General features: G+C 68.5%; 8 protein-coding genes and 1 pseudogene. 6 read left to right on the forward strand and 3 right to left on the reverse strand.

From position 1 onward, the window contains the following. The coding region (locus DBR34_RS06050; RefSeq protein ID WP_128096107.1) for an AI-2E family transporter at positions 1-737 on the forward strand (737 nt) is incomplete at its 5' end. Positions 738-764: 27 nt separating this feature from the next. Here DBR34_RS06050 and DBR34_RS06055 read toward each other — a convergent pair. Next, positions 765-2,744, reverse strand: coding sequence for a hypothetical protein (locus tag DBR34_RS06055; RefSeq protein ID WP_128096108.1), 1,980 nt, complete (start codon positions 2,742-2,744; stop codon positions 765-767). A 151-nt stretch (positions 2,745-2,895) separates the two neighbouring features. On the opposite strand from DBR34_RS06055, the gene DBR34_RS06060 reads away from it, so the two are divergent. Then, on the forward strand, positions 2,896-3,111 hold the full coding sequence (locus DBR34_RS06060; protein WP_128096109.1) for a hypothetical protein: 216 nt from the start codon (positions 2,896-2,898) through the stop codon (positions 3,109-3,111). On the opposite strand, the gene DBR34_RS06065 is transcribed toward DBR34_RS06060, so the two are convergent. Together DBR34_RS06065 and DBR34_RS06070 are read right to left on the reverse strand one after the other, a co-directional pair. Next, a complete protein-coding gene (locus DBR34_RS06065) occupies positions 3,112-4,173 on the reverse strand; it encodes an MBL fold metallo-hydrolase (protein ID WP_128096122.1) in 1,062 nt (353 codons plus the stop codon). Between the two features lie 112 nt (positions 4,174-4,285). Beyond that, positions 4,286-4,855 (reverse strand): TetR/AcrR family transcriptional regulator, encoded by a 570-nt coding sequence (locus DBR34_RS06070; RefSeq protein ID WP_128096110.1) that lies wholly within the window; start codon positions 4,853-4,855, stop codon positions 4,286-4,288. Between the two features lie 165 nt (positions 4,856-5,020). Between DBR34_RS06070 and DBR34_RS06075 the strand changes: the two genes are divergently transcribed. The 4 genes and pseudogenes from DBR34_RS06075 to DBR34_RS22235 all read left to right on the forward strand — a co-directional run. Next, entirely contained in the window at positions 5,021-5,527 is a 507-nt protein-coding gene (locus DBR34_RS06075) for a GNAT family N-acetyltransferase (RefSeq protein ID WP_128096111.1), read from the forward strand. Positions 5,528-5,600: 73 nt separating this feature from the next. Beyond that, positions 5,601-6,032, forward strand: a complete 432-nt coding sequence (locus tag DBR34_RS06080; RefSeq protein WP_128096112.1) for a DUF1801 domain-containing protein — start codon at positions 5,601-5,603, stop codon at positions 6,030-6,032. A gap of 53 nt (positions 6,033-6,085) precedes the next feature. Further along, on the forward strand, positions 6,086-6,601 hold the full coding sequence (locus DBR34_RS06085) for a DUF1801 domain-containing protein (protein ID WP_128096113.1): 516 nt from the start codon (positions 6,086-6,088) through the stop codon (positions 6,599-6,601). Positions 6,602-6,742: 141 nt separating this feature from the next. Then, positions 6,743-7,091, forward strand: a pseudogene (locus DBR34_RS22235) (metallophosphoesterase); the annotation flags it as partial.

The raw sequence follows: 7,091 nt of genomic DNA on the forward strand, positions 1-7,091 counted from the left end.
GCCCGGACGTGCTGCTGGCGCGGCTGATGGACATCCTCAATACCTCACGCCACCAGGTACCGGCGCTGCTGCAGCCCTACATCCCCGAAGACCTCACCGCGCTGCGCGCGGCGCTGAACGACTGGGCGGCCGAACACCAGCGCCAGCTGGGCGTGGCCGGCACGTCGGTGGTGCAGGTGAGTGTCCGCGTGCTGATCGGCATGGTGCTGGGTGCGATGATCGCGCTGTACGACGAACTGCCGCTGCCGAAGATGGGCCCGCTGGCGCAGGAACTGATCGGCCGCACCTCGCGGCTGGCCACGGCGTTCCGCCAAGTGGTGTTCGCACAGGTGAAGATTTCCCTGCTCAACACGCTGTTCACCGCGATCTTCCTGCTGGGCGTGCTGCCGCTGTTCGGGGTGCACGTGCCGCTGTCCAAGACGCTGGTGCTGATCACCTTCCTGGCCGGCCTGTTGCCGGTGGTAGGCAACATCATCTCCAACACCATCATCACCATCGTGGCGCTGTCGGTATCGTTCTACGTGGCGATGGCCGCGCTGCTGTACCTGGTGGTGATCCACAAGCTGGAGTACTTCCTCAACGCACGCATCGTCGGCGGCGAGATCCAGGCGCGGGCCTGGGAGCTGCTGTTGGCGATGCTGGTGATGGAAGCAGCGTTCGGTCTGCCCGGGTTGGTGGCCGCGCCGGTGTTCTATGCCTACATCAAGCGCGAACTGCTGGACCAGCGCTGGATCTGAGGACGCCCGCCCGCACCGTGGGCGGCGCTAGCGCCGGGTGAGCTTGCTGCGGCGGTAGTCGGTGCGGTTGGCCTGGAAGCGGGCGATGCTCTGGCCCAGTTCATCCAGTGCCCCGGCCGGCAACCACAGCTGCTGGGTGCCGCGGGTCATCGCCGTGTACGCCGCACGCACCGGGTTGTGCGCGTAGCCACGGCCGAAGCCGGTGCGGAAGCAGCACATCGACATCGCCACCACCGCGAACTCGGTGTTCTTGGCATGCTCCACCAGCAGCAGCTGCAGCGTGGCGTCGTGGAACTCGACCAGGCGCTGGCCCAGTTCGATGAAGCGGTCGCGGTTGTAGCCGCGCATGAACATGCGCGGGATCTGCGGCATGTCCTGCTCGCTGCATTCGGCCAGCAGCGCTTCCCAGCGCTGGCTGCTGCCGCCATGCGAGGTCATTTCGCGGTAGGCCTCTTCGCCGCGATTCACCTCGCGGCCCACGCTGGTCAGCGTGTCGGGGTGGATGCCGAACGGGATGCCGGCGGCGGCCAGGCGCTGCGCTTCTTCCAGCAGCCGCCACGGGTTGCCGTAGACCCGCGCACCGCTGCCGGGAATCTCGTCCCAGCTGTTGTAGGTCCGGGTCAGCGTGGGCTGGTCGGCCGAGCCTTCGAACGGGCCGTCGAAAAAGCCGGTGGCGTCCAGTGCCACGGTTTCGTTGACCAGCTGCTCCACCAGCCGCCCCTGGCGCACGGACTGGGCGATTTCCAGCTTCATGCCGGTGGCAAAGCGTGGTGCGCGCCCCACCAGGCGCTGGTTCGGATCGCCCAGGCTGATCACCGACCCTTCGTAGCCGGACAACAGGCCTTTCCAGGCCGGGCTCATGTCGTGGCCTTCATCGATCAGCAGCGTGCCCCACAGGGTGGGAATGCGCGCGCCGTGCAGGGCCAGCCACTTGCCGATATGGTCGACGTTGAGGCTGAGCAGGGGGGTCTTCTGCACGGCCGGGTCGAACATGCAGCGCCACACGTGCTCGGCGGCGGCGATGTAGGGGCCGGCATCGACCATCGCCCACGGCAACGCGCGGGCGAAGTGGCGCGGCTCCAGTCGCTCGGCCGGCGACCGGCACCAGGCGGCGATGCCGTCGAAGGCCACGCGCAGCACGCTGGTGGGCGCATGGTTGCCGATCGGCTGCAGGCCGATGCGCTGGGCGATGTCGCGGAACGAGGCCTTGCTGATCTGGAACGTCGGGCGGAACGCGGTGCCGAGGATGCCCTGGCGGAACGCGGCGCCGGCGATCTGGTTGGCGAAGCTGATCTGCGACAGGATCTCGATCGGCAGCGCACCGCTCAGCCGGCGCCGGAAAGCCTGCACCTGGCTGGGGCGTGGCGCGATGTAGGTGTAGCGCCGGGTCGCGCTGTCCAGCAGCTGCAGGATCAGGTGGGTCTTGCCCGCGCCTGCATAGGCGTCCAGGTCGATGTGTTCGTCGTCGTTGGCCACGATCGCGCGCAGTGCGCGGGCCTGCTCGGCGGTGTAATCGTGGGTGCGCTCGACATAGGCCGGTGCCTGCGCAACGTCGATCCCGACATCGTCGGGTTCTTCGCCGGCGGCGTCGGTATAGAAGCGGATGGTGTGCGGCTCCAGCGTGGTGCGGCAGGCTGCCTGGAACGGATCCACCGGGTAGTCCGACGGCGACATCCGGCAGAACTCGGCCACCACTGCGTCCGGGCCCAGCACCACGCTCTGTGCGGCCAAGGCCTGCAACGCGTCGTTGAGCTGGCCCGGCATGCCGGCGGCCAGCGCCTTGAACTGCGCATCGGCGTCGTCGGGCTGCGCGGCAAACAGTGCACAGGCCTGGTCGATCAGCCGGGTCAGCGCGGCGCTGTGGTGGGCGCGCCCCTGGCACAGGGCTGCGGCGAACAGGCCGGCACGCTCCAGCGCGCTGGTCGGGATCTGCCCGACATCAAGGAACGCGGCAAGCGCTGTTTCGCTCAGCGGCAGGAAATACACGGGTTGGGTCGGCAGGGGCATTGCAGGGGCAGTCGGACGGCTGCCGGCACGGTAGCAGATGCACCCCGGCTGCGCGTGCAACCGGGGCGTGTTGGCTTATGCTGCGGCAGTGCCCGGCACCTGCCCGGTACGACGTGCCCCTTCCAGCATCACCCGGATCAAGGACCTGTCCATGTTGTTCTTCCTGCTGTTGCTGGCCATCACCGCGGTGAGTTTCTGGATTGTCTTTCTGGGCGGCGCCGAGCGCGTGCAGGGGCTGTTTTCACTGCTCAGCTTCGACCTGATCGACCTGTTCACCGAGCCCCTGACCGCGCAGCAGGTGCGCCTGTGCACGGCGATCACCTGGTGCATCGCGGTGGTCATCATCACGGTGGTCGGCCTGCGCTGATTACATCGCGCTGCCCACCGGGGTGATCCGCCGCGCGTCCTGCTCGGCCTTCACCTGGCGCCACCACGGCGTGCCGGGCTGCGGGGCATCCAGGTCCAGGCGTTCGCCCATGCCCGGCGTTGCCAGCGGAATGCCGCGATGCCGCGCCAGTGCGCTGACCCGCTCGAACGGCTCGTCCCATTGGTGCAGCGCCAGGTCGAAGGTGCCGTTGTGGATCGGCAGCAGCCAGCGGCCCCGCAGGTCCTGGTGGGCGTGCACGGTCTGCTCGGGCTGCATGTGCACGAACGGCCACTTGGCGTCGTAGGCACCGGTTTCGATGAAGGTGACATCGAACGGCCCGTAGCGCTCGCCGATCTGGCGGAAGCCGTCGAAGTAGCCAGTGTCGCCGCTGAAGAACAGGCGCAGGCCGTCATCCAGGATCACCCACGACGCCCACAGCGTGCGGTTGCCGTCGCGCAGCCCGCGGCCGGAGAAGTGCTGGGCCGGGGTGGCCGCGAAACGCACGCCGTCCACCTCGGTTTCCTGCCACCAGTCCAGCTGACGCACGCGGTCGCGCGGCACGCCCCAGGCGATCAGCCGGTCGCCCACGCCCAGCGGGGTCAGGAATACATCGGCGCGCGTGGCCAGATGCTTGATGGTGGCGCGGTCGAGGTGGTCGTAGTGGTCGTGCGAGAGCAGCACGCCGCGAATGGGAGGCAGGTCGTGCAGCGCGATCGGCGGGGCATGGAAGCGCTTGGGGCCCATCCACTGCACCGGCGAGGCACGTTTGGAGAACACCGGGTCGGTCAGCCACCAGCCGCCGCGCAGTTTCACCAGCAGGGTCGAATGGCCCAACCGGTACAGGCTGTGCTCGGGGGCACTGGCCAGTTCGGCGGCAGTGATCGCGCGTACCGGGGGCGGCGCAGGCGGGGTGGTGCCCGCCGGACGGTCGAACAGGAATTCCCACAGCAGCTTGAGCGTACCGGTCACGGTTTCCTTGGGCTTGGGGGCAACGTTGGTGAAGTGGCCGTCCTGCATCTGCGGCGACTGGTCATTGGGGGCAATAGGCACGGTCAGGATCATCCCGATAAGTACAGTGAGGGAGAAGGCGAGGGCAAGCAGGGGGAGGGCTCTCATGCGGCGCCTTCTGGTTGGTGAGTGTGTACGCACTCATTTAACTGAGGAAAAGACAGGGTCATCGTTGGATGCCTTTCCAGAACAGGTCGAACCCGGCCTGCTGCAGCGTCGCGGCGTTCTCGGGGTCGGCCGCCATCGCTTCCAGCGTGGTTTCCAACAGGTTGATCAACACCCGGCCCAGGTAGAACGGCAGCCGCTCCGGATCGATATGGCTGGCCAGGCTGGTTTCCAGCGCCTGCAACATGCTGCCGAACAGGCCGGCGCATTCGCTGCGCGTGTGCGCGCTGATGCGCTCGGACACCTTGAGCTGGCGCAGCGCCATGCGATCGATGGGGTAGGTCGAGCCCCAGGCGATCAACGCGTTCCAGGCATGCAGCACCAGGCCGCGGGCGTCGGCCTGGTCGGGAAAGTCCGCGCCGAGCACCATCGCCAGCCGGGTTTCCAGGCGTACGAACAGCGCGTTGAGCAGCGCGTCCTTGGTCTCGAAGTAGGTGAACACCGTGCCTTCGGCCACCTTCGCCGCCCGCGCGATCTGCGCCGTGGACGCGCCAATGCCCTGCGCGGCCACCAGTTTGGCGGTGGCGTCGAGGATAGCGTCGCGTTTCTGTTCGCTGAGGGGGCGGGCCATGGGAATGAGTAAGTGAGTGCTTGCTCATTTATAGGCGCGTGACCCGTCCGGCGCAAGTGCTGGCATCCACGTCACCCGGATCTGTTCAGCTGGGCATGCCCGGGGCCTTGATCGGCCGCCCGCCCCCGCGTGACCATGCCGGCCTGTTCACGTTGGAACCCCGCCATGGCGCCCGCCGCCCCGATCACCCTGCGCACCCCACGCCTGCTGCTGCGCACACAGGCCATCGCCGATTTCCCCGCGTATGCCGCGTTCCTGGCCTCGCCGCGGGCGAGTGGCCTGGGCGGTCCGTTCGACCTGCGTGCGGCGTGGGGCATGTTCTGCCACGACCAGGCCTGCTGGCACTTCTTCGGCCACGGGGCGCTGATGATCGAGCACGCCGAGACGGGCACCTGCGTGGGCCAGATCGGCATCAACGACGGCCCGCTGTTTCCGGAAAAGGAACTGGGCTGGCTGCTGTATGCCGGTCACGAAGGCCAGGGCTATGCCACCGAGGCGGCGCAGGCGATGCGCGACTGGGCCTTCGACACGCTGGGCGTGGCGACACTGGTCAGCTACGTGGCCGCCGACAACGCCGGCTCGGCGCGGGTGGCCCAGCGGCTGGGTGGAACGCTGGACGCCAGCGCCCCACGCAGCGATCCGCACGATCGGGTGTATCGCTACGCGCGCTGAGCCCTGCCTGCGTTGCCATCCCGTCCGCCGGGGTCTATAAGGCGGTTCTGGGCTGCTTCCGGAAGGCGTGCACATGCCAACGCGTTCGACACCGTCTGCTGCCGCGCCGCGCCTGCTGGCCGGCGGCAATCCGCAGATTCCCAAAGGCGAGGGCGACGCGCCGGTGCAGGCCTACATCGCGGCGATGCCCGGCTGGAAACGTGCCGTGGGCGAACGCCTGGATGCCTTGATCAGCGCGGCGGTGCCGGGCGTGCGCAAGGCAGTGAAGTGGAACTCACCGCTGTATGCCGCTGGCGATGACGGCTGGTTCCTGAGCCTGCATTGCTTCACCGGGTACATCAAGGTGGCCTTCTTCCGGGGCACCGCACTGCAGCCGGTGCCGCCGGAGCCCTCAAAGAGCCAGGACACCCGCTACCTGCATATCCGCGAAGCGGTGCCGTTGGATGAGGCGCAGTTCAGCGCCTGGGTCCGCCAGGCCAGCCGCCTGCCCGGCGAGCGGATGTAACCGGCCCGCGTGCCGGTGGTACCACCCACTGCCATTTCCGCCAGGACATTGCCATGACCAAGGCCGCCTCCCGCAGCACCTCCACCGCATCGGCCGACCCGGGCCCGTCGGCCGCGCAGGTCATCGACGCGAAGATTGCCGGCCTCGACGACTGGCGCGGCACGACCCTGGCGCACGCGCGCCGCATCATCCAGCAGGCCGACCCGGCGGTGGTGGAAACGGTGAAGTGGCGCGGCGTGCCGGTCTGGGAACACGACGGCATCCTGTGCACCGGCGAAACCTACGCGCGCGCGGTCAAGCTGACCTTCGCCAAGGGCGCCGCGCTCGACGATCCGGCCGGGCTGTTCAACGCCAGTCTGGACGGCAACACGCGCCGCGCGATCGACCTGCACGAGGGCGACACGATCAACGCGACGGCACTGAAAGCGCTGATCCGTGCTGCGGTGGCGGTGAACGTGGCGGCCACGGCGGCAAAAAAGTCCGCGCCGCGCAAACGTGCGGCACCCAAGGCGGCAACCGACACGCGTGCCGCGGCGCCAACCGGCACCGCACGCCCCCCGCGCCGGTAAATGTCGGCCGGCCACGAGGCGCATCGTGGCCAACATGACAGTGGCGCGGTGGCAGCGACCGGCGGATTCGGCAAAGATGGGGGCTGCCTTGTCGCCCTGTAGTGCGATGTCGGCTCTCCCCCATTGAAACTGGATCTGCCTGTGCTGAGTGTTGTTGGTGTGCTGCTTGCGTTGTACGTGGTGTGGCGCGTGGTGTGGCCGTTGCGGGTGTCGCTGTCGCTGCGCGGCCCGCTTGGATTGCTGGTGGTGTCGCTGGCCCTGCATCACCGCATCGTGGCCCGGTTCGCCGGCACCATGGCCTCCCCGGAACTTCCCAAACCGGTCCTTGCGGTGCTCGCCACCGGCTTCACCGCGCTGCTGATCGGCGCGCTGGCGGTGTTGGTGCTGGATGCGCTGCTGCTGGGCGCGCGCCTGTTGCGCTGCCCACGTGCCACCGCCGCACTGCGCACCGCATGGCTGCGGCCGGCCGCGATGGGTGTGGCGCTGGTGG

This window comes from Stenotrophomonas sp. HMWF003, from assembly GCF_003061285.1.
Lineage (GTDB): Bacteria > Pseudomonadota > Gammaproteobacteria > Xanthomonadales > Xanthomonadaceae > Stenotrophomonas > Stenotrophomonas maltophilia_AP.